This window comes from Streptomyces sp. NBC_01013 (genome assembly GCF_045162765.1).
Lineage (GTDB): Bacteria > Actinomycetota > Actinomycetes > Streptomycetales > Streptomycetaceae > Streptomyces.
The window spans coordinates 4,017,813-4,035,058 of record NZ_CP108687.1; the positions used below are offsets into that span (position 1 = coordinate 4,017,813).

Below are 17,246 nucleotides of genomic sequence, written 5' to 3' on the forward strand. Positions count from 1 at the left end.
CGCGGGGCGCCCGGCCGGCCCCCGGAACGCGACGGCCGGGGCGCTCACGAGGAGCGCCCCGGCCGTTCACCGTCCCGGCTTCGGATTCCTGACACCCGTTACCGGGGAGGGCTGGACAGCCCTCAGCCGGCGGTGCCGTACATGCGGTCCCCGGCGTCGCCGAGGCCCGGCACGATGTAGCCGTTCTCGTTGAGCCGCTCGTCGACCGACGCGGTGACCACGGTGACCGGCGTCCCCGCCAGCTCGCGCTCCATCACCTCGACGCCCTCGGGCGCCGCCAGCAGCACGACCGCGGTGACGTCGTCCGCGCCGCGCTTGATCAGCTCCTGAATGGCCGCGACCAGCGTGCCGCCGGTGGCGAGCATCGGGTCCAGAACGTACACCTGGCGGCCCGAGAGGTCCTCCGGCATGCGCGTCGCGTACGTGGAGGCCTGGAGCGTCTCCTCGTCGCGGATCATGCCCAGGAAGCCCACCTCGGCGGTCGGCAGCAGCCGCACCATGCCGTCGAGCATGCCGAGGCCGGCCCGCAGGATCGGCACGACCAGGGGCCGCGGGTACGACAGCTTCACGCCGGTGGTGGATGTCACCGGGGTCTCGATGTCGACCTGTTCGGTGCGCACATCGCGGGTGGCCTCGTACGCGAGCAGGGTGACCAGCTCGTCGGCGAGGCGCCGGAAGGTCGGGGAGTCGGTGCGCTTGTCGCGCAGGGTGGTGAGTTTGTGCGCGACCAGCGGGTGGTCGACGACGTGGATCCGCATGCCACCAACAGTAACCGCGCCTCCCGTACCCGTGCGCTGGCATCAACCGCACGTTCGGAGGGAAGGTGGGGGCATACGGACCCAGCCTTGGGGGTGACGAGCGATGCCGGACGGGGCGAGGCAGGAGCAGGACGCACCGGACACGCAGGACGCGCCGGAGACCGACGCGCAGCGGCGCAGGCGCCGCGCCCAGTTCCTCCGCGAGCTTCACGAGGCCAAGGCGCTCCGCGACCGGGTCCAGCCGCGCAGGGTCAAGGCCGCCAGAATGCGCCAGGCCATGCGGATGCGGACGTTCCGCTGGTAGCCGCCCAGCCGTCGGAGAAACGCCCAGGTGGCGGCGTCGGAGAGAACTGATGGCCGACGCAACGGCGGAACTGCTCTCGCGAGGCCCTCGTTTCTGCCACGATTCCGATGGGCGGGACGCAGGGCAGCCGGACCACCGGCCGGTCCCCCGCCGGACCGACACACCAGGGCCATTCGTTGGGTTCGGATCCCGCTTGCTGATCCGGTCCGATCCGAACGAGGGGCTCTCAGACCAGTGGGAGAGTCACGGTGTACTTCGCCGCACTGCTCGCGCGCACCGAAGACGGGTGGGAAGCGAGCGACACGGAGCTCGACGATGTGGAGACCCTGTCGGACCTGACGGACCTGGCCCGTGACGCCTCGGTGGACGAGGACACGGTGCTCGTCTTCATCGAGCAGGAGGACGCCTGGTTCGGCGTCGTCCGGGTGGACGGTGAGGAGGACCCGCGTATCTACGTCTCGAACGCCTCCGCCGCCGCCCGCTCCTCGTACGGGGAGATCCTCCTCACCGATGAACTGCTCGGCCGCGAACCCGGGGCCGAGGACTCGATTGCCGCCCTCGAAGAGCTCGTCGGCCTCGACGGTACGGAGGACGGGGAGCCGGAAGCGCCCGACAACGCCAACGACAACACCGACGATGACGACGCGCCGGACCCGGACGCCGTACCGGCGGGTCCGCTCGGTGACACCGGGGTGCTGTCCGACCTCGGGCTCCCCGAGGCGGAGCTGCTGATACTGCGGACGGACGCACTGGCGGAGATCGCCGACGCACTGGGAGCGGCCGAGGTCCTGGAGACCGTCCGCTAGGGTCCGCGGGTGACCGAACCACCGCACCCGCACGATGCGTCCGCAGCGCAGCACCCGCAGCACGACCCCGTACGGGACCCGTGGCGGGAGTCCATGCGCCGCGCCCTGGACGAGGCGGGCGAGGCGGCGGCGGCCGGCGATGTGCCGGTCGGCGCCGTCGTCCTCGCTCCGGACGGCACCGTGCTCGCCACGGGCCACAACGAACGTGAGGCGACCGGCGACCCGACCGCGCACGCCGAGATCCTCGCGCTGCGCCGGGCCGCCGCCGCACTGGGCGAGTGGCGGCTGTCGGGCTGCACCCTCGTCGTCACCCTGGAGCCCTGCACCATGTGCGCGGGCGCCCTGGTGCAGTCCCGCGTGGGCCGGGTCGTCTACGGCGCCCGGGACACGAAGGCCGGAGCGGCCGGCTCGCTCTGGGACGTCGTACGGGACCGCCGGCTCAACCACCGCCCCGAGGTGATCCACGGCGTCCTGGAGACGGCCTGCGCCTCCCTCCTGACGGCCTTCTTCCGCGACCGCTGACCTGGGTTCCCCGCGCGTTCGCGGGCGTGCCGGGAATCGGATTTCGACGGACGGCCGAGATGGTCTAAGCTCTCTCTCGGTAGCGTGTCCGAGCGGCCGAAGGAGCTCGCCTCGAAAGCGAGTGTGGGGAAACTCACCGAGGGTTCAAATCCCTCCGCTACCGCTCTTGTGAAGGGCCCGGCGCACAGCGTCGGGCCCTTCGAGTTTTCCGCCCGGGCCCTGTTCCGTCGGCGATGCTCCAGCGGGGACGGCAGTGGCCCGGGCCCGACGACGGTCGGACCCGGGGCCACTGGCGCGCTCAGGGGATTTCGTTCGGGCCGGACGCTGCGCGTCACGGCGGACCCGGCTAGCCCGGCTTGATCCGGACGAGGGGTTCGGGTCGGGGGAAGCGGCATCGGGGGGACAAGCCGCTCCCCCCGATGAGAACAGGCCCAACAAGCCCTCGCCGCGATCGGGGGGGAAGGCCGCGGCGAGAACCCCACAGAGGAGGTCCCGTTCCTCGCCCCCCGGATTCCTGCCAGGTGTCCGAGAGGCTCGTTCACCATCCTGCCGCTCCACAGAAGCCGCGTGGGCGGGCAAAGGACCCCGATCGCCGGGTCCTTGGTCCTTAAAGGCCGAATGAGTGATCGGAAACAGCAGGCCGATACGGCCATGTGTGCGGATAGACTCGCCCGACTGCGCAGGGATCGAAGGGGAGTCAGGGGCTGATGGTGCAAGCAAAGAAGATCGCTCTCTACTTGATAGTCGTCTTCGTGCTCTACACGATCATCACGTCTCCCGCCCGGGCCGCGGATCTCGTCCAGGTAGGGTTCGAGGGCGTTTCGGACGCCGCTCAGGGCGTCGGCGACTTCATGTCCGAGCTCGTGAAGTAGGAGTACCCGATGATCCGCCACCTGGTCCTGTTCAAGCTGAACGACGGCGTCGAGCGGGACGACCCGCGGGTCGTCGCGGGCGCCGAAGCCTTCCGGGGGCTGGCGGACAAGGTGCCCGGGCTGGAGTTCTGGGAGTGCGCCTGGAACATCACGGACCGGCCGATCGCGTACGACTTCGCCATCAACTCCGCGGTCGCCGACGAGGCCGCGCTGAAGAGCTACATCGAGCATCCGGCCCACCAGGCGGCTGCCGGGCAGTGGCGCGAATTCGCCACCTGGGTGATCGCCGACTACCCGTTCTGACGCCTTCGGCCCTGCGAGCCCCTCACCACGACGGTGAGGGGCTTTCTTTGTTTTTAAACCGGTTCGAGCTCAACACGGCGCTATGGGGTGCTTGCACATAGTGGACATGTCTTGTGATGCTATGACCGCTTTTGACGAACGAGTTGACCGAAGTTGACCGCAAAGGGGTGGCGTCATCGTGCCGGCCAGTACAGCGCCTCAAGTGCCTCCCCAGACCGTCCAGGTCGCCCAGCCGGCCCGGACGACACCGGCGGCACAGGCGCCCCCTGCGTCCCAGACGCCCCCAGCGATCCAGGCCCCCCAAGCCTCCCAGGCGCCCCCCGCGTCGCAGGCAGTGCAGGCGTCGCAGACGATCCAGACCGAGACACCCGACGACACCGTCACGCCCGCCAGGACGCGGGGCGCCGACACCAGGGCACTCACCCAGGTGCTCTTCGGCCGCCTCCAGGGTCTGGAGCCGGGCACCGCGGAGCACGGCCGCGTCCGGGCAGCACTGATCGAGGCGAACCTGCCCCTCGTGCGGTACGCAGCCGCCCGGTTCCGCAGCCGCAACGAGCCCATGGAGGATGTCGTCCAGGTCGGCACCATCGGCCTGATCAACGCCATCGACCGGTTCGACCCCGAGCGCGGGGTCCAGTTCCCCACCTTCGCGATGCCGACCGTCGTCGGTGAGATCAAGCGGTACTTCCGGGACAACGTGCGGACCGTCCACGTTCCGCGGCGACTGCACGAGCTCTGGGTCCAGGTCACCGGCGCCACCGAGGACCTGACGACCGCTCACGGCCGCTCCCCCACCACCGCCGAGATCGCCGAACGGCTGAAGATCTCCGAGGACGAGGTCCTGGCCTGCATCGAGGCCGGCCGCTCGTACCACGCGACCTCTCTCGAAGCAGCCCAGGAAGGCGACGGGCTGCCCGGCCTGCTGGACCGGCTCGGCTACGAGGACCCCGCGCTGGCCGGCGTCGAGCACCGCGACCTGGTCCGGCACCTGCTCGTACAACTGCCCGAACGCGAACAGCGGATCCTGATGCTCCGCTACTACAGCAACCTGACACAGTCCCAGATCAGCGCGGAACTGGGAGTCTCACAGATGCATGTGTCAAGGCTCCTGGCCCGAAGTTTTGCCCGACTTCGATCCGCAAACAGGATCGAGGCGTAACCGGATCGGGTAGACCGATCCCGGGGCGTTGACCGCGGACCAAAAGCCGCACACCCCTTGTTAACTGCGCAGACTCCCCCGGAACTTGTCGACAAGTCACTACAGCGTGTTGCCGACATGTGACATTCTGCGGGAACCGCGTTTGCCGCTGCCTCCCCTCCGGTATTCAGGTGGAGGCTGCGTTCCTCCGATGGTCGTGGCCACCGCGACCGTCCGCGACCTCAAGGGGGTGGCATGTCCGCAGAACAGGGCAGCTCGAAGGTGCTCACGCTCACCAAGAGCGCACCCGCACCCGTTGTGCTCACCAGCTCGCCGGAAGCCATCGACACCCGCACGCTGTCCCGCTCCCTGTTCCTGCGGCTCGCCGCACTGGGCCCCGCGCCGGGCCCGGACGGAACGGACACTCCGGAGCGCGCCTATGTGCGGGACACACTCATCGAGCTCAACCTGCCGCTGGTGCGTTACGCCGCGGCACGGTTCCGGAGCCGTAACGAACCCATGGAGGACATCGTCCAGGTCGGCACGATCGGCCTGATCAAGGCGATCGACCGGTTCGACTGCGAACGCGGCGTGGAGTTCCCGACGTTCGCGATGCCCACCGTCGTCGGCGAGATCAAGCGCTTCTTCCGCGACACCTCGTGGTCGGTGCGGGTGCCACGTCGGCTCCAGGAACTGCGGCTCGCTCTCACCAAGACCAGCGACGAGCTCGCCCAGAAGCTCGACCGCTCGCCGACCGTCCCGGAGCTGGCCAAGGCGCTCGGGGTCTCGGAGGAGGACGTCGTCGACGGCCTGGCTGTCGGCAACGCCTACACCGCCTCCTCGCTGGACTCGCCCTCCCCCGAGGACGACGGCGGCGAGGGCTCGCTGGCCGACCGGCTGGGGTACGAGGACGCGGCACTGGAGGGCGTCGAGTACCGCGAGTCGCTCAAGCCGCTGCTGGCCAAACTCCCGCCGCGCGAACGCCAGATCATCATGCTCCGGTTCTTCGCCAACATGACCCAGTCGCAGATCGGCGAGGAGGTCGGCATCTCGCAGATGCACGTCTCGCGGCTGCTGACCCGCACGCTCGCCCAGCTCAGGGAAGGGCTCATCGCCGACTGACCCGGAAGCCCGATCCCGAGGGTTCCGATTTGACGGCCCGTCAGACACACTGTCGCGATGCGACGTCAGACATGCGGCCGGCCCGGCCGCCGAGGCACAGCGATCGTCGCCTCGGCGGCCGTGCTGTGTCTGGGCGGGGCCCTCGCAGGTTGTGGGGACCGAGCGGGCGGCGACGGATACACGGCCGTCGGTGCGGCCTCGGCAGGCCCGGGGAGGGCGCCCTCGGGGGCGGTGGCACCTTCGGGCAAGGTCACGCTGGTCCCGCTGGACGGGGCCGGTGGTTCGAGCGGGAGCGGCCCTCGGGGCCCCTCGGGCGCCTCGCCCTCCCCCGGAACCCCGGATGCGGCGGACGGCGCCGGCGGCACGGGCACCGCGGGCGGCTCCGGCCCGGCCACGAGGCGTCCCGGCGCGTCCGGGAGCCCGGCAGGAACCTCGGCGGGGCCGGGCGGCACGGTGACGAGCGGCGCCCCGCCGGAGGGGTCCGGCCCGGGCTCGGCGGGCGGCTCCACAGGAACCGCGGGACCCTCGGGTCCCACGGGCCCCGCGTCCCCGCCCGGCTCCACCGCCCCCGCCGGGCCCCCCGTCGTCGAGGTCGGTGCCCCTGTGCGCGCGGCGGCGGACGAGCGCTGGTGCGAGAAGGTGACCGTGGAGTTCCGCAACAGTGGGGGCTCACCCGCGCGCTCGGGCACCGTCACCTTCGCCACGCACATCATCGGCGGGCTGGGGATCGACTGGGCGACCCGGGAATCGACAGCGCCGCTGCCCGTGCCGATCGGCGCGGGAGCGGCGCGGAAGATGACGTTCACCGTCTGTGTGGACGCCTGGCGGGTGCCCCTGGGCATGCATGTCGAGACCCGGGACGTGACCGCCGTCTGGAAGTGACGGGGGGACTACGCGACGGCCGGAGGGCCGGTCAGCCGAGGGCGAGCCAGGCGACCGCGCCGAGCACGACGATCACCGCGACCACGGCCGCGATCAGCCCGGTCCTCGGCCCGGAGGACACGGCGGCCGGCTGCTGCCGGCGCTGCGGCTCGCCCTCGTCGACGAAGGCGCGGAACATCTGGGTGTTGCCTGCCGGGTCGCTGTTGCCCTCGGGACCCTGCGGAGCGTGGGGATTGTGTGCCATGTCGCAGGACCCTAGCGAACTCGGCCGAACGGCCCAACCCCCGGGCGGTGAAGGCGCGAGGCCATAACCGGGGAACCGGTGAAGGACGCGTGGGGAAGGGGCCCGGACCGCTGCACGCCGCACCGGGCCCGCGACGACGAGTGCGACTCAATCCCCTTGTCTGTCGGGCCACTTGAGAATCGTCTCGCCCCGCCCCTCGCAGCACATCCGTATATATGCGCGAAGGGCGACCGCCCGCCCCCGCCGGAGGCCCCGGGGGCAGGCGGGAACGTCCCGGGTGCCGCGCCCGAGCACCCCCGCTGCCACCTCGGGAGTGGCACACGCCACAGCAGGCGCTCGCACACCGCACACGCTGCGGGTTTGACCCGTGGCCTACGCAGCCTTTTGCGTTCCTTTACTTCTGCAAGGGCCTTTTCGTTTGCCTGCAGCAACCAACGGCTTCTATGGTTGCCCTAAGCAACAAGATGACCGGTGAGATGTTTGGGGGTCGCGTGGCCGCGCGGAGTCAGTACGAAGAACTGGCCCGGCAGCTCAGCGCCGTCGGCGCCGTCAAACGGGGCCTGGCCCGCATACTGCCCGCCGAGTGCCCCGCAGGCTCGGCGGCCGTACTGGCCCTGCTGAGTCAGCACGGCGAGATACGGATCAGCAGACTGGCCGAGCTCCTCTCCGTCGACATGTCGGTGACCAGCCGACACGTCGCTCACGTGGCGGAACGCGGCTGGATCGAACGGTCGCCGGACCCCGCGGACAAGCGCTCCCGCATCCTGCGGCTGACTCCCGCGGGCAAGGGTGTGCTCAAGGATCTGAACTGCCGGACAACCGAAATGTTCGCGCACAACCTTCAGGATTGGTCCGACGACGAGGTCGGACAGCTCAACACGTTGCTGGCCCGGCTGCGCGACAGCTTCTCCTGTCGCGGCTCCGGCGGGTGCGCCCCCGGAAAGCACAGCGGCGACTGCCGCTCCCGGCCCACCGACGGCCACGACGGCTCGTACACCCGTACACCCGTGTAACAGAAGCAAAGAGAAGGATTTAAATGGCTACGACCACACCAACCGGTGTGCGGGGCGGCCACGCCAAGCACGGAGGGAACGAACCCTCCGCCGGCGTGCCGATGACACACCGGCAGATCATGGAAGCGCTCGCTGGGCTGATGCTCGGCATGTTCGTGGCGATCCTGTCGTCCACCGTCGTCACCAACGCCCTGCCGGAGATCATCTCCGACCTCGGCGGCGGCCAGAGCGCCTACACCTGGGTCGTCACGGCCTCACTGCTGGCCATGACGGCGACCACCCCCCTGTGGGGCAAGCTCTCCGACCTGTTCAGCAAGAAGCTGCTGGTCCAGATAGCGCTCGTCATCTACGTCGCGGGCTCGGTCGTCGCAGGTCTCTCGACCAGCAGCGGCATGCTGATCGTCTGCCGTGTGGTGCAGGGCATCGGCGTCGGCGGTCTCTCCGCCCTCGCCCAGATCGTGATGGCCGCGATGATCTCCCCGCGTGAGCGCGGCCGCTACAGCGGCTACCTCGGCGCGGTCTTCGCCGTCGCCACCGTCGGCGGCCCGCTGCTCGGCGGTGTCATCACCGACACCAGCTGGATGGGCTGGCGCTGGTGCTTCTACGTCGGCGTGCCGTTCGCGGCCGTCGCCCTCGTGGTGCTGCAGAAGACCCTGAAGCTCCCCGTCGTCAAGCGCGAGGTCAAGGTCGACTGGACCGGCGCCTTCTTCATCAGCTCCGCCGTCTCGGTGCTGCTCCTCTGGGTGACCTTCGCGGGCGACAAGTACGACTGGATGTCCTGGCAGACTGCCGCGATGCTCGCGGGTTCCGTGGTGCTCGGGCTGCTCTTCGTCTTCACCGAGTCCCGCGCCAGTGAGCCGATCATCCCGCTGCGGCTGTTCCGCAACCGGACCATCACGCTCGCCTCGCTCGCCTCGCTGTTCGTCGGTGTCGCGATGTTCGCCGGCACCGTCTTCTTCAGCCAGTACTTCCAGCTGGCACGCGGCAAGTCGCCGACGATGTCCGGTGTGATGACGATCCCGATGATCACGGGTCTGTTCCTCTCCTCGACCATCTCGGGCCAGGTCATCACCAAGACGGGCCGCTGGAAGGCATGGCTGGTCTCCGGTGGCTTCCTGGTCACGGCCGGCCTCGGACTGCTCGGCACCATCCGGTACGACACTGCCTACTGGCACATCGCGATCTTCATGTTCCTGATGGGTCTCGGCGTCGGCATGATGATGCAGAACCTCGTGCTCGCCACGCAGAACCAGGTCGACCCCAAGGACCTCGGTTCGGCCAGCTCCGTCGTCACCTTCTTCCGTTCGCTCGGTGGTGCGATCGGTGTCTCGGCACTGGGCGCCGTCATGGCGAACCGCGTCACGCACTACGTGAAGGACGGTCTGGCGGACCTCGGTCCCCAGGGCGCGGCCCTGGGTCACGGCGGTACCGGCGGCGGGGGCATCCCCGACCTGGACAAGCTGCCCGCCCCGTTCCGCACGGTCGTGGAGTCCGCCTACGGGCACGGCGTCGGTGACGTCTTCCTCTACGCCGCTCCGGCCGCGCTGATCGCCTTCCTGATCACGATCTTCATCAAGGAGGTCGCGCTGAAGACGAACGCGGCCAACGACGCGCCGGTCCCGGCCCAGGCCGTGGAACTCTCCGAGGCCCCGGACGGTACGGCCGCGCTGGTCTCCGAGGCAGCCGCCGGCATCACCGCCGTCGACACCCCGGTGGACGCTCCCGTAGCCGCTCCGCCGGCGACCGTGCAGGGCATCGCGATCCGCGGTGTGGTGCGCGGCGCCGAGGGCACGCCCGTCGACCGGGCCGCCGTCACCCTGATCTCGCTGGGCGGCCGGCAGCTGGGCATCTCGGTCGCCCAGTCCGACGGCAGCTACGTTCTGGACGCCCCGGGCGCCGGTTCGTACGTGCTGATCGCGTCGGCCGACGGCTTCCAGCCGCAGGCCTCCACCGTGGTCGTCGGCGACGAGCCGCTCGCGTACGACATCCTGCTCGCCGGTACGAGCGGCCTGGCCGGGGCCGTGCGGGCCGCCGAGGGCGGTGCGCCGGTCGAGGGCGCCATGGTCATCGTGACCGATGTGCGCGGCGACGTGCTGGCCACCGGCAAGTCCGGCGACGCGGGCGAGTTCACCTTCGGTGAGCTGGTCCCCGGCGCAGTGACCGTCGCCGTCAACGCGGCCGGCTTCCGTCCGCTGGCGCTGCCGGTGGAGATCGGCGGCCATGGCGTCACCCGGGTCGACGCGGCGCTGCAGTCCGGCGCGCTGGTGCAGGGCGTCGTGCGGGCCGGCTCCGGCCGGCGACCGCTGCCCGACGCCCGCGTCACGCTGGTCGACGCGGCCGGCAACGTGATCGCCACCGCGACGACCGGGGAGGACGGGGCGTACGCCTTCGCCGACCTGGACGCGGGCGAGTACTCGGTCATCGCGACCGGTTACCCGCCGGTGGCCGGCGCCCTGACCGTGGCCGGCCGCGGGGTCGACGGGCACGACATCGAGCTCGCCCACCCGGGCGAGTAACCCGTCCGGGAGAACCCGGATACGCAAGACCCCTGGCGGGATGGCACTTCGAGCGGAGAGTCTGTCCCGGCCGGCGGAAAAATGGGCCCCGGCGGTGGGGACGGCAGGCAGGGGACGGCCTGCCGTCCCCGCCCCGGGGCCCGACTCATCGAGTGACCCGTTCCGGGAGCGGATGGGCCATTGAGCAAGGACGCAAGGAGAGAAAACGGGATGGGACTTCGCGCACAGGTACGCACGCGGGACGGCTGGGCCGTCCAGCACGCGGTCGTGACGGTCACCGACATGACCGGTACGCAGGTGCTGCGGGCCGCCGCCGACGAGGACGGGACGGTGCGCACCGACACCCGGCTGTCCGCCGGCGCGTACACCGTGATCGTGACGGCGGTCGGGTACGCCCCCGCCGCCTCCACCGCCCTCGTCACGGCGAGCGGCCGGGTCGAGGCCGGCACGGTGGTGCTGGCCCGCCAGGGCGGCGTGGAGCTGCCGCCGCCGGGTGCCTGGTCGCTGGACCCGGCGCACTCCTCGGTGGCCGCGGTCGCGCAGCACCTGGGGATCTCCAGCGTGCACGGGCGGTTCACCGACTTCGGCGGCCGGATCGAGATCGCCGAGGACGTCCAGTTCTCCCGCGTGGACGCGGTCATCAATGCGGCGAGCATCGACACCGGCAACGGCATGCGGGACAAGCACCTGCGGTCGCCCGACTTCCTCGACACCGAGCGGTTCCCCGAGATCACCTACCGCTCCGCCGGGCTGACTCCGACCGGACCCGACCGCTGGACCGTGCACGGCGAGCTGTCGCTGCACGGCGTGGAGCGGCCGGTCGATCTGGACCTGAGCTACCTGGGCTCCGGCCCCGACCCGTGGGGCGGCGTGCGCGCGGCGTTCCGTGCCACGGCCGAGCTGCGCCGCGACGACTTCGCCATGAACTACAACCAGGTGGTCCAGGCGGGCATCTCGGCGATCGGCACGACGCTGCGGGTCAAGCTCGACATCCAGGCCGTGCAGGGCGATTCCCTGCCGGCTGCCTGACCGCACGGTCGTAGGGTCGGTTCCATGGCATCGAACATCGCGACCAACACCGCTGTGCAACTCGACGACTTGCTGGCCTTCGTACGGCCCCGGCACCGGGCGATCCTGCTGACCACCCGGGCCGACGGCCGCCCCCAGGGCTCGCCGCTCACCTGCGGCGTCGACGACGCGGGCCGGATCGTCGTCTCGACGTACCCCGAACGGGCCAAGACCCGCAACGCGAAGCGCGACGAGCGGGTGAGCGTGATCGTCCTGTCGGACGAGTGGAACGGACCCTGGGTGCAGATCGACGGCTCGGCCGAGGTGATCGACTCACCGGACTCGGTCGAGCCGCTCGTCGAGTACTTCCGGAACATCTCGGGGGAGCACCCCGACTGGGACGAGTACCGGGCGGCGATGGTGAAGCAGGGCAAGTCCATCATCAGGATCACCCCCGAGCGGTGGGGCCCGATCGCCACGGGCGGCTTCCCGGCCCACCTGGCCCCGGGCAGCTGACCGCGGTGACCCTCCCGATCCCCCGGCCCGAACGGCTCGCCCGGGCACGGCTGCTGGCCGGGCCCGAGGTCGGCTCCGCGGTGGCGGAGGCCCTGGCGAGGGCCACCGGTCGCCCCGTGGAGCGCGGCGGATCCGTCGAAGGCGGTCCCTATGTGTACGTGGGGGCCGCGCTGCCGGACGCCCTGCGCGGGGAAGGCCTGGTGTGGTTCCACAGCGTGAACGCCGGCACGGACGCCCTGCTGGGCGCCGGGCCGTGGCCGGACGGGGCGCTGCTCACCCGGACCGTGGGCCGGATGGGCGAGCGGATCGCGCAGTACGTGCTGGCCTGGGTGCTGGCCGAGTGCCAGTCCGTCCCGGAGTTCGCCGCGCAGCACGCCCGGGCCGAGTGGCGCCGCATCCCCTCGGAGCTCGCGGCCGGGCAGACGGCCGTGGTGCACGGCACGGGCCGGATCGGCTCGGCCGTCGCCGGGCTGCTCCGGGCGTGCGGCATCCGGACGGTGGGCGTGGTCCGCACCCCGCGCGAAGTGCCGCCCGGCTTCGACGCGGTGGCCGCGGCGGACGAAGCGGTGGCCGCCCGCTGGGTGATCGCCGCGCTTCCGCTGACCGGGGCGACGGCCGGGCACTTCGGGGCGGACCGGTTCGCGGGCATGGGCGGTGCCACCTTCGTCAACGTCGGGCGGGGCGCGACGGTGGACCTGGTGGCGCTGGAGGCGGCGCTGCGCGCGGGATCGGTGGGGCGCGCGGTGCTCGACGTGCTGCCCGACGAGCCGGCCGCGCCCGGCGACCCGTGCTGGCGGCTGCCGCGCACGGTGATCACCTCGCACTCCGCGGGCATCACGGCGGACGATGATGTCGTCACGGACTTCGCGGCGTGCCTGCGGGCACTCACGGGGGGACGGATTCCGCCCCTCGCCGTGGACCCGACGCGCGGCTACTAGCTTGATCTTTAACCTGTGCGGCGTGGACGTGGAGTCGTTGACTTTTTCGTTCGTCGCTTGGCGGAACCTGGTTTGCCGACTGTGTGCACGTCATAGCGGGCAGTGGGCTGGTCGTTCTTGCGGCCGGGTGGGCGTCCTGGACCGGGCCGGGCGGTTTTCGGTGCTCCGGCTGGGCAGGCGGCCTTCGTGCGGAGGTGCCGAAAGTCGCGGCGGACTCGGGCGGGGGTGAGTCTGTCGGGCGGGGCCGGCTTCTCCCACGGCCGTCGGAGGTCTGCCGCCAGTGGGCGTGCGAGCCGGAGCTGAGTGAACGCGGCGACGATCAGCCAGGTCCAGCGATCGGCGGCTTCGGGGCTGCGGATCTTCGGGCAGGTCCAGCCCAGGGTCTGTTTGAAGAGCCGGAAGGTGTGTTCGATGTCGAAGCGTCGCAGGAATGCCTGCCAGAGCAGGTCGACGTCGGCCGTTGTGGCGTCGGTGCCTGACCACCACAGCCAGACCGGCTTCGGTGTCGCGCCGCTGGGCAGGTGCTCGACCCGCAGCCGGATCACGGTGCCCTCGATGACCGGCAGGGCACCCAGCTCGGCGGTCCAGGCCGAGCGGTGGGTCAGTCTCGGGTGGAGCCGGTCCCAGGCCCGTGCGACGGCAGTGCCGTAAAGGCGTGTCGCAGTCACCGTCTGCGCGTCGGGGGCGCCCCAGGTGGCCGGGTCACCGAACACGAACTCGCCGCCGTGACGGGGCGGCCGCCCTCGGAGACGGGGCTCACGGGGTGGTACCGCGCGTCGAAGTACGCGGTCCGAGCGCATCCGGCCCAGCACCTGCACCGGCAGGTCCTTCAGCAGGAAGGCCAGACGTGGCACGTCGTATCCGGCGTCCACCACGATCAGGATCTCCGGGTCGCCGTCTTTCCACTGCCCGGCTGTGATGAGCCGTTCGATGAGCTCGCGCATCTGCCTGGCGGTGACGGTGGCAGCGTCGTCGCCCGGTGCCAGACGTAGTGCGTCCAGTGGTGCGGTCCAGGAACTGCGGCCCGTCTCAAGCGCGCAGATCACCGAGTACGGCCAGCCGGGAACTGGGATGTGCTGGTCCTTGCCCCGGCCGTAGGTATGGCACAGGATTCGCTGCGGTGAGGTGTGGGCGCTGGGCCGCAGCCAGCAGGTGAGGTCGGCGGCAAGGACGAGGCGGCCGTCCGACGCGCGCGGCAGCGGCATCGTGGCGAGGGCCCGTCGCAGCCGGGTGACATCGACCCGGCCTGCGGCCAGGGCGTCGTAGAGCCCGCCGTGTCCCCGCCGGTGTTCGCCGACCAATGACAGTTCCACCAGGGAACGGACCGGCCCGTCCGCGCACAACACCGCGTCCACGAGTTCGAACAGTCCATCCGCACGCCTGGTCAGACAGGAGTAGAACTCACCCCGGAAGCGTGACAGTCCCGCAATCGGATCCTGTCGGACGACGTGATGCGACAGACTCATCCCCACGGCCTTCGTGCTGAGCGTTGTGTGTTCCTTGGTCGGATCACATGCTCAGCCGAAGGCCGCCCGCATGTACCGCAGTTACCAGTCCGAGTGATCAAGTACGAGGACTCGTTCGGGCCCCGAGGTTAAAGATCAAGCTAGGGCCTGTTTCGAAAGGAGCGCCGTCCGCCCGGAGGGCGGGCTCGTCGGCGTCCGGTGCGTGCCATCGCAAGGCGGAGGGTCGCCCCGATACCGGGTGTATCGGGGCGATCCCGACAACGCGGCGAGCGTGCGCGCGTGCCAGGCGTCGCCGAGCAGGCGGGACTTTCGAAACACGCCCTACCGGGGGCCGGACTGCTCGGCCTCCGGGGACCGCTCCCGCTCGGCCCGCTCGCGCATCGCGTCGATGCCCGCGATCAGCAGGTCGAGCGCGAACGCGAAGTCCCTCTCGTGCATCTCGTGCACGGTGTCGGCACCCCGCGCCGCGATGAGATTCTGCGAGTTCTCCACGATCGGGCCCAGCTGCGGCTGCCCCTGGATGGCCGACATCGCCTGCTGGAAGTACTCGTCCTGGGTGAGCCCCGCCTCGGCGCTGCGCTGGGCGAACTGGCCCTCGACCGTGCCGAATCCGTACACGAACTGGAAGACCGCGGAGAGCGCGCCGGTCTGCTGTCGCAGTGGCAGACCGGTCGCGCGGATCACGTCCTGGATGGCGTACGCCATGAGCATCGCGTGCGGCCCCATGTTGAGGAACTTCCCGACGAGCGGGGACACCCAGACGTGCCGGACCAGCAGCTCCCGGTACGTGGTCGCCAGGGCGCGCAGCCGGGTCTCCCAGGGCGCGTCCTCCCGTGGCGGGGCGATCTCGCTGTAGACCGAGTCGAGGGCCAGTTCCAGCAGGTCGTCCTTGGTGTCGACGTACCAGTAGAGGGACATCGCCGTCACGTTCAGTTCGGCGGCGAGCCGGCGCATGGAGAACTTCGCGAGACCCTCGGCGTCCAGCAGCCGGACCGTGGCCGCGGTGATCCGGTCGCGGTCGAGCCCCGCCGGCTGGTCCGATTTACGGGCGCGCGAGGGTGGCCGGTGGTTCAGCCACACACTGGTCCGGGCAGGGTCCTTCGCGCGGTCGGCCGCGGACACCATGGCGCACTCCCTCGTCTTGCCGGCGGGACTGACCGGATGCCCCACCTCCGTGCCCCGAAAACGGAGCTGTACGGTCCGGTACGTCCCGCCTGATGCTATGCCGCTGCCGCGGCCGGGTCAGCCTCAGCCGATTCTCCTCGCTCCGCCCGGCGCAGCAGCACCGCGGCCAGCAAGCCGCCTGCGAGAACGGACACCGCTCCGGCCAGCATGCTGGTCTGGAGGCCCGAGGAGAACGCGTCCGTGATCTGCTGCCGCTCCCCGTCGCCGCCGGCGGCGGCCAGGGCGGCGGGCAGCGAGGCCGCGCCGACGGCCGACGGAACGAGCGCGGCGAACCGGGAGTTCAGGACCGCGCCGAGGACGGCGACCCCGAGGCCGTTGCCGCACTCGGCGAGGGTGCCGTTGACCCCGGCGCCGACGCCCGCCTTCTCCGGCGGGATCGCGCTCATGATCGCGTTGGCCATGGCGGGCATGGCGAGGGCGATGCCCGCGCCCATCACGATCAGACCGAGCAGCATCCCGCCGTAGCCGTCCCCGCCCGACAGGGCGATCGCGGCCAGTCCCGCGGCGAGGAGCCCCATCCCCGAGGCGATGGTGAGGGGCGTGCCGAGCTTGGGAACCAGCCGCGCGCCCAGGCCGGTGAGGTTGAGGGCGACGACGCTCAGCGCCAGCGGCGCCGTGCGCAGGCCTGCTTCCAGCGGGCCGTAACCGAGCACGAACTGGAGCTGCTGGGTGAGCAGGAACAGCGAGCCGCCCATCCCGAACGCGACCAGGATCGCGCCCGCGACCGCACCGATGAACCGCTGGTTGCGGAAGAAGTGCATGTCCAGCATCGGGTACGGGATGTGCAGCTCCCAGAGCACGAATCCGGTGAGCACGGCGGCCCCGGTGAAGGCGGTCAGCAGCACGCGCCCGGAGGTCCAGCCGTGCTCCGGCCCGGAAATGATCGCGTACACGACCGCGGCCATGCCGACGGTGGAGAGCAGGGCGCCGAGCAGGTCGGGGCGGTCCCCGCTCGGGTTCTTCGACTCCGGGACCAGCCGCGCCACGGCCACCAGACCGACCACGGCGACCGGGATGTTGATCAGGAAGATGGCACCCCACCAGAAGTGGTCGAGCATCACCCCGCCGATCAGCGGTCCGACGGCGAAGCCGAGCGAGCTGACGGTCGACCAGATGCCGATCGCCTTCACCCGCTCGGTCTCGTCGAAGATCTGGACGACGACGGCGAGGGTCGTGGTCATCAGCAGCGCACCGCCGACGCCCATGCCCGCCCGGGCGGCGATCAGCTGCCCGGACGACTGGGCGAGCCCTGCCACCAGCGAGCCGATCCCGAACAGGGCGAGTCCGGTGATCAGCATCTTCTTGCGGCCGTAGCGGTCGGCCGAACTGCCGGCGGTCAGCAGCAGCCCCGACTGGACGAGCGAGTAGGCGTTGATCATCCACTGCACATCGGCGGTGGAGGCGTCCAGCTCCCGGGTGAGTGAGGGGATCGCGACGTTGAGGACGGTGTTGTCGAGCAGCACGGTGAGCTGGGCGAGGCAGATGACGCCGAGGATCAGCCAGCGCTGCGGATGGCTCGGCGCCGAGAGGCGGTTCGATTCGGCGGAGGTCGCCGTCATACGGACTCCCAGGCGTTCGATCGGGTTCTTATACGGTGTACAGGCAATCGCTGTACACCGTATAGCCGTGCACGGGCCACATACAACCGACTTT

Annotated in this window: 18 protein-coding genes and 1 tRNA gene; 14 read left to right on the forward strand and 5 right to left on the reverse strand. The window is 70.8% G+C overall.

Translation table 11 applies throughout. From position 1 onward, the window contains the following. Nucleotides 1-122: 122 nt before the first annotated feature. Nucleotides 123-758, reverse strand: a complete 636-nt coding sequence (gene upp / locus OG538_RS17365; protein WP_406094580.1) for a uracil phosphoribosyltransferase — start codon at nt 756-758, stop codon at nt 123-125. Between the two features lie 103 nt (nt 759-861). Between upp and OG538_RS17370 the strand changes: the two genes are divergently transcribed. From OG538_RS17370 to OG538_RS17410, 9 genes are all read left to right on the forward strand, one after another. Next, nucleotides 862-1,062 carry a hypothetical protein gene (locus OG538_RS17370; RefSeq protein ID WP_406094582.1) on the forward strand — a complete coding sequence of 67 codons (201 nt, stop codon included), beginning with the start codon at nt 862-864 and terminating at the stop codon, nt 1,060-1,062. Nucleotides 1,063-1,310: 248 nt separating this feature from the next. After that, the gene (locus tag OG538_RS17375; RefSeq protein ID WP_406094584.1) at nt 1,311-1,868 is read left to right on the forward strand and encodes a hypothetical protein; all 558 of its coding nucleotides are present in this window, start codon (nt 1,311-1,313) and stop codon (nt 1,866-1,868) included. Between the two features lie 93 nt (nt 1,869-1,961). Next, nucleotides 1,962-2,390, forward strand: coding sequence for a tRNA adenosine(34) deaminase TadA (tadA, locus tag OG538_RS17380; RefSeq protein ID WP_406100189.1), 429 nt, complete (start codon nt 1,962-1,964; stop codon nt 2,388-2,390). Between the two features lie 78 nt (nt 2,391-2,468). Next, nucleotides 2,469-2,553 (forward strand) — tRNA-Ser (locus tag OG538_RS17385). A 544-nt stretch (nt 2,554-3,097) separates the two neighbouring features. Then, nucleotides 3,098-3,262, forward strand: a complete 165-nt coding sequence (locus OG538_RS17390; RefSeq protein ID WP_187285206.1) for a hypothetical protein — start codon at nt 3,098-3,100, stop codon at nt 3,260-3,262. A 9-nt stretch (nt 3,263-3,271) separates the two neighbouring features. Further along, nucleotides 3,272-3,565 (forward strand): Dabb family protein, encoded by a 294-nt coding sequence (locus OG538_RS17395; protein ID WP_326737522.1) that lies wholly within the window; start codon nt 3,272-3,274, stop codon nt 3,563-3,565. A 334-nt stretch (nt 3,566-3,899) separates the two neighbouring features. After that, complete coding sequence (locus OG538_RS17400; RefSeq protein WP_406100190.1) at nt 3,900-4,724, forward strand: RNA polymerase sigma factor SigF; 825 nt, start codon at nt 3,900-3,902, stop codon at nt 4,722-4,724. A 234-nt stretch (nt 4,725-4,958) separates the two neighbouring features. Next, a complete protein-coding gene (locus OG538_RS17405) occupies nt 4,959-5,825 on the forward strand; it encodes an RNA polymerase sigma factor SigF (RefSeq protein ID WP_350988172.1) in 867 nt (288 codons plus the stop codon). A 57-nt stretch (nt 5,826-5,882) separates the two neighbouring features. Then, nucleotides 5,883-6,707: a hypothetical protein gene (locus OG538_RS17410; protein WP_406094586.1), complete on the forward strand. Its 825-nt coding sequence runs from the start codon at nt 5,883-5,885 to the stop codon at nt 6,705-6,707. 31 nt (nt 6,708-6,738) lie between these two features. On the opposite strand, the gene OG538_RS17415 is transcribed toward OG538_RS17410, so the two are convergent. After that, nucleotides 6,739-6,951: a hypothetical protein gene (locus OG538_RS17415; RefSeq protein ID WP_326737519.1), complete on the reverse strand. Its 213-nt coding sequence runs from the start codon at nt 6,949-6,951 to the stop codon at nt 6,739-6,741. 491 nt (nt 6,952-7,442) lie between these two features. Between OG538_RS17415 and OG538_RS17420 the strand changes: the two genes are divergently transcribed. The 5 genes from OG538_RS17420 to OG538_RS17440 all read left to right on the forward strand — a co-directional run bounded on the left by OG538_RS17420 (nt 7,443) and on the right by OG538_RS17440 (nt 12,942). Beyond that, a complete protein-coding gene (locus OG538_RS17420) occupies nt 7,443-7,964 on the forward strand; it encodes a MarR family winged helix-turn-helix transcriptional regulator (protein ID WP_406094588.1) in 522 nt (173 codons plus the stop codon). 23 nt (nt 7,965-7,987) lie between these two features. Further along, nucleotides 7,988-10,480 (forward strand): MFS transporter, encoded by a 2,493-nt coding sequence (locus tag OG538_RS17425; protein WP_406094590.1) that lies wholly within the window; start codon nt 7,988-7,990, stop codon nt 10,478-10,480. A gap of 210 nt (nt 10,481-10,690) precedes the next feature. After that, complete coding sequence (locus OG538_RS17430; RefSeq protein WP_406094592.1) at nt 10,691-11,509, forward strand: YceI family protein; 819 nt, start codon at nt 10,691-10,693, stop codon at nt 11,507-11,509. 24 nt (nt 11,510-11,533) lie between these two features. Continuing rightward, nucleotides 11,534-12,004, forward strand: coding sequence for a PPOX class F420-dependent oxidoreductase (locus OG538_RS17435; RefSeq protein ID WP_406094594.1), 471 nt, complete (start codon nt 11,534-11,536; stop codon nt 12,002-12,004). Between the two features lie 5 nt (nt 12,005-12,009). Beyond that, on the forward strand, nt 12,010-12,942 hold the full coding sequence (locus tag OG538_RS17440; protein WP_406094596.1) for an NAD(P)-dependent oxidoreductase: 933 nt from the start codon (nt 12,010-12,012) through the stop codon (nt 12,940-12,942). Nucleotides 12,943-12,950: 8 nt separating this feature from the next. Here OG538_RS17440 and OG538_RS17445 read toward each other — a convergent pair whose 3' ends face one another. The 3 genes from OG538_RS17445 to OG538_RS17455 all read right to left on the reverse strand — a co-directional run bounded on the left by OG538_RS17445 (nt 12,951) and on the right by OG538_RS17455 (nt 17,152). Next, the gene (locus tag OG538_RS17445) at nt 12,951-14,408 is read right to left on the reverse strand and encodes an NF041680 family putative transposase (RefSeq protein ID WP_406093517.1); all 1,458 of its coding nucleotides are present in this window, start codon (nt 14,406-14,408) and stop codon (nt 12,951-12,953) included. A 321-nt stretch (nt 14,409-14,729) separates the two neighbouring features. Next, the gene (locus OG538_RS17450) at nt 14,730-15,533 is read right to left on the reverse strand and encodes a TetR/AcrR family transcriptional regulator (RefSeq protein ID WP_406094598.1); all 804 of its coding nucleotides are present in this window, start codon (nt 15,531-15,533) and stop codon (nt 14,730-14,732) included. Between the two features lie 95 nt (nt 15,534-15,628). Next, a complete protein-coding gene (locus tag OG538_RS17455) occupies nt 15,629-17,152 on the reverse strand; it encodes an MFS transporter (RefSeq protein ID WP_406094600.1) in 1,524 nt (507 codons plus the stop codon). Nucleotides 17,153-17,246: the final 94 nt, after the last annotated feature.

What these genes read in the sequence shown, in the direction of transcription:
- tadA (WP_406100189.1), top strand. Translation starts at nt 1,962, where the DNA reads ATGCGCCGCGCCCTGGACGAGGCGGGCGAGGCGGCGGCGGCCGGCGAT.
- OG538_RS17450 (WP_406094598.1), bottom strand. Translation starts at nt 15,533, where the DNA reads ATGGTGTCCGCGGCCGACCGCGCGAAGGACCCTGCCCGGACCAGTGTG.
- OG538_RS17445 (WP_406093517.1), bottom strand. Translation starts at nt 14,408, where the DNA reads ATGAGTCTGTCGCATCACGTCGTCCGACAGGATCCGATTGCGGGACTG.
- OG538_RS17435 (WP_406094594.1), top strand. Translation starts at nt 11,534, where the DNA reads ATGGCATCGAACATCGCGACCAACACCGCTGTGCAACTCGACGACTTG.
- OG538_RS17425 (WP_406094590.1), top strand. Translation starts at nt 7,988, where the DNA reads ATGGCTACGACCACACCAACCGGTGTGCGGGGCGGCCACGCCAAGCAC.
- OG538_RS17390 (WP_187285206.1), top strand. Translation starts at nt 3,098, where the DNA reads ATGGTGCAAGCAAAGAAGATCGCTCTCTACTTGATAGTCGTCTTCGTG.
- OG538_RS17410 (WP_406094586.1), top strand. Translation starts at nt 5,883, where the DNA reads ATGCGACGTCAGACATGCGGCCGGCCCGGCCGCCGAGGCACAGCGATC.
- OG538_RS17395 (WP_326737522.1), top strand. Translation starts at nt 3,272, where the DNA reads ATGATCCGCCACCTGGTCCTGTTCAAGCTGAACGACGGCGTCGAGCGG.
- OG538_RS17405 (WP_350988172.1), top strand. Translation starts at nt 4,959, where the DNA reads ATGTCCGCAGAACAGGGCAGCTCGAAGGTGCTCACGCTCACCAAGAGC.
- OG538_RS17415 (WP_326737519.1), bottom strand. Translation starts at nt 6,951, where the DNA reads ATGGCACACAATCCCCACGCTCCGCAGGGTCCCGAGGGCAACAGCGAC.
- OG538_RS17370 (WP_406094582.1), top strand. Translation starts at nt 862, where the DNA reads ATGCCGGACGGGGCGAGGCAGGAGCAGGACGCACCGGACACGCAGGAC.
- OG538_RS17430 (WP_406094592.1), top strand. Translation starts at nt 10,691, where the DNA reads ATGGGACTTCGCGCACAGGTACGCACGCGGGACGGCTGGGCCGTCCAG.
- upp (WP_406094580.1), bottom strand. Translation starts at nt 758, where the DNA reads ATGCGGATCCACGTCGTCGACCACCCGCTGGTCGCGCACAAACTCACC.
- OG538_RS17455 (WP_406094600.1), bottom strand. Translation starts at nt 17,152, where the DNA reads ATGACGGCGACCTCCGCCGAATCGAACCGCCTCTCGGCGCCGAGCCAT.